The organism is Mesorhizobium sp. M4B.F.Ca.ET.017.02.2.1, assembly GCF_003998955.1.
Classification (GTDB): Bacteria; Pseudomonadota; Alphaproteobacteria; order Rhizobiales; family Rhizobiaceae; genus Mesorhizobium; species Mesorhizobium abyssinicae.
The window spans coordinates 1-2,550 of sequence record NZ_RZOF01000540.1; the positions used below are offsets into that span (position 1 = coordinate 1).

Consider the following 2,550-nt stretch of genomic DNA (forward strand, 5'->3'; position numbering starts at 1 on the left):
GTCGCACGACAAGGAGGGTTCCTTCCTCGACGGACTGTCGACGAAGGCGGCCGGCGGCCGCATCGCCTGGCTCGGCGATCTCGGCGGCCATCTGCCGATGGAGCCTGGCATCCTCGACCTTTGCCAGGCCGCGCTCGTCCGCTTCGCCGACGCTTCGTTCCACAGCGAAGCACTGGTGCCGGGTGTCGATTTCGAGGCGCTGTGGCAGGCCTTCGTCACGCTGCGCCAGGCGAGCAGCGGCTGCGCGCTCAAGGTCCACTACGACGATCCGGCCAGGCGCAAACTGCTGAAGCCGGAGGCCGTGTGGGAAGTGGAGCAGGCGATGCGCCTCACCGCGCCCGAGATCCATGCCGCCACGGTACGGCGCTCGTCCTGGCACCGGACGTTGCTGTCGATCTTCGATCGCTTCGACCTCGTCGCGCTGCCCACCGCGCAGGTCTTTCCCTTCGAGGTCGCCACCCGCTGGCCGCGCGAAGTGGCCGGGCGCGCCATGGACAGCTACCATCGCTGGATGCAGGTCTCCGCCTTCGCCACGCTCGGCGGCTGTCCGGCGCTCAACGTACCCGTCGGCTTCGACGGCAAGGGCCGGCCGATGGGCATGCAACTGATCGGGCGGCCACGCGGTGACCTCGCTGTGCTGCGAGCCGGCGCGGCCTACGAGGCGACCTTGCCCTGGCAGGCAGGGGCAAGCTGACGACCGCCTATGGCGGCAGGCTGGCGCTTGCGCCGGCACCGGCGCCGTGCATTGATCGCGTTCGGCCGCCGCCGGATCGGCGCCATCCTGCTTGAGGAAAGATCATGTCGCTGGAACTCTACGCCACCTATGTCGTCGCCTGCATCGTCATCATCCTGGTGCCCGGCCCGACCGTCACGCTGATCATCGCCAACAGCATCCGCCACGGCTCGCGTGCCGGCCTTGCCAATGTCGCCGGCACCCAGGCCGGCCTCGCCATCATGATCGCCATCGTCGGCATCGGCCTCAACACGCTGATCGCCGGCATGGGGCACTGGTTCGAATGGGTCAGGCTGATCGGCGCCGCCTATCTGATCTGGATGGGCGTGCAGATGTTCCGTTCGAAAGGCACGCTGAACCCTGACGGCTCGGCCAGGAAGCCGCGCGGCGGCTTCTTCTTGCAGGGTTTCCTGGTGGCGATCAGCAATCCGAAGACGCTGGTCTTCTTCGGCGCCTTCTTCCCGCAGTTCATCGCGCCGCAGGGCAACTACACGCTGCAGATCATGGTGATGGGTCTCACCGCGATGGTCTTCGCCGCGATGTCGGATTCCACCTACGCGCTTGCCGCCGGCCGCGCCGGCCGGCTGCTGTCGGCCAGCCGCATCAAGCTGATGTCCCGCATCAGCGGCAGCTTCCTGGTCGGCGGCGGCCTCTGGCTGGCGTTCTCGAAGGCGAAGTAGCGCCTACCTTCCCTCGCCCCGTTTACGGGGAGAGGGTGGTCGCGAAGGGACCGGATGAGGGGCAGCGCCAGGGTTCGGGCAAAACACCGACATTCGCGCCGCCCCTCATCCGCCTGCCGGCACCTTCTCCCGTAAGCGGGGAGAAGGAAAGCTTTCAGAGCCGCCCCAGCCTCTCGACCAGCAGCGCGAAAAACGCGTCATGGTCGATGTCGCGCATCACCATGGCGTTCGTTTCCCGCTTGGTCACGCCCCACCAGTCGATCACCGTCATGCCCATGGTGAGCTCGGAAGAGGTCTCGACGCTGACATTGCAGTTGCGGCCCTTGAACAGCTCGGGCTTGATGAGATAGGCGATCACGCACGGATCGTGCAGCGGCCCGCCATCGGTGCCGTACTTCTCCTCGTCGAAACGCTCGAAGAACTCCAGCATCTCCGACGTGGCGATGCCCACCCTGGTGCCGAGGTCGCGGAAAGCCTGCGTGCGCTTGGCCGTGGTCAATGCCTTGTGGGTGACGTCGAGCGGCATCATCACGATCGGAACGCCGGATTTGAAGACGACGTCGGCGGCGTGCGGGTCGACATAGATGTTGAATTCGGCGGTCGGGGTGACGTTGCCGCCCTCGAAGAAACCGCCGCCCATCAGCACGATTTCCTTGATGCGCGGCGCGATCCGCGGCTCGCGGATCAGCGCCAGCGCGATGTTGGTGAGCGGTCCGAGCGGGCAGAGCGTGATCGTCCCGCTGTCTTCGCGCATCAGCGTCTCGACGATGAAATCGACGGCGTACTGATCCTGCAGCGGCATCGTCGGATCGGGCAGTTGCGGGCCGTTGAGGCCGGTCTTGCCATGCACTTCCTCGGCGGTGACGAGCTGGCGCGCCAGCGGCCGGATGGCGCCGGCATAGACCTTGATGTCGGGCCGGCCGGCCAGCTCGCAGATCTTGCGGGCGTTCTTCTCGGTCAGAGTCAGCGGCACGTTGCCGGCAACGGCGGTGATGCCGACGATCTCCAGCTCGGCGCTGCCGAGCGCCAGCAAAATGGCGACGGCATCGTCCTGACCGGGATCCGTGTCGATGATGATCTTGCGTGACTGCGGCATTTCAATTCCTTCTGGGAGTCTTTTTGGGCGGGGTTTTGGGG

3 protein-coding genes are annotated in these 2,550 nt (G+C 66.3%); 2 read left to right on the forward strand and 1 reads right to left on the reverse strand.

Features of this window, described 5'->3' with window-relative positions:
* Together EN738_RS33430 and EN738_RS33435 are read left to right on the forward strand one after the other, a co-directional pair.
* Positions 1–694: amidase family protein (locus EN738_RS33430; protein WP_245494848.1), on the forward strand; the 694-nt coding region annotated here is incomplete at its 5' end.
* Positions 695–798: 104 nt separating this feature from the next.
* Positions 799–1,413 carry a LysE family translocator gene (locus tag EN738_RS33435; RefSeq protein ID WP_127287268.1) on the forward strand — a complete coding sequence of 205 codons (615 nt, stop codon included), beginning with the start codon at positions 799–801 and terminating at the stop codon, positions 1,411–1,413.
* Positions 1,414–1,567: 154 nt separating this feature from the next.
* On the opposite strand, the gene EN738_RS33440 is transcribed toward EN738_RS33435, so the two are convergent.
* Positions 1,568–2,509, reverse strand: a complete 942-nt coding sequence (locus EN738_RS33440) for a nucleoside hydrolase (protein WP_127287269.1) — start codon at positions 2,507–2,509, stop codon at positions 1,568–1,570.
* Between the last annotated feature and the right edge of the window lie 41 nt (positions 2,510–2,550).

Bases quoted from the DNA above. Each gene is read 5' to 3' on its own strand.
- EN738_RS33435 (WP_127287268.1), top strand. From the start codon at position 799: ATGTCGCTGGAACTCTACGCCACCTATGTCGTCGCCTGCATCGTCATC.
- EN738_RS33440 (WP_127287269.1), bottom strand. From the start codon at position 2,509: ATGCCGCAGTCACGCAAGATCATCATCGACACGGATCCCGGTCAGGAC.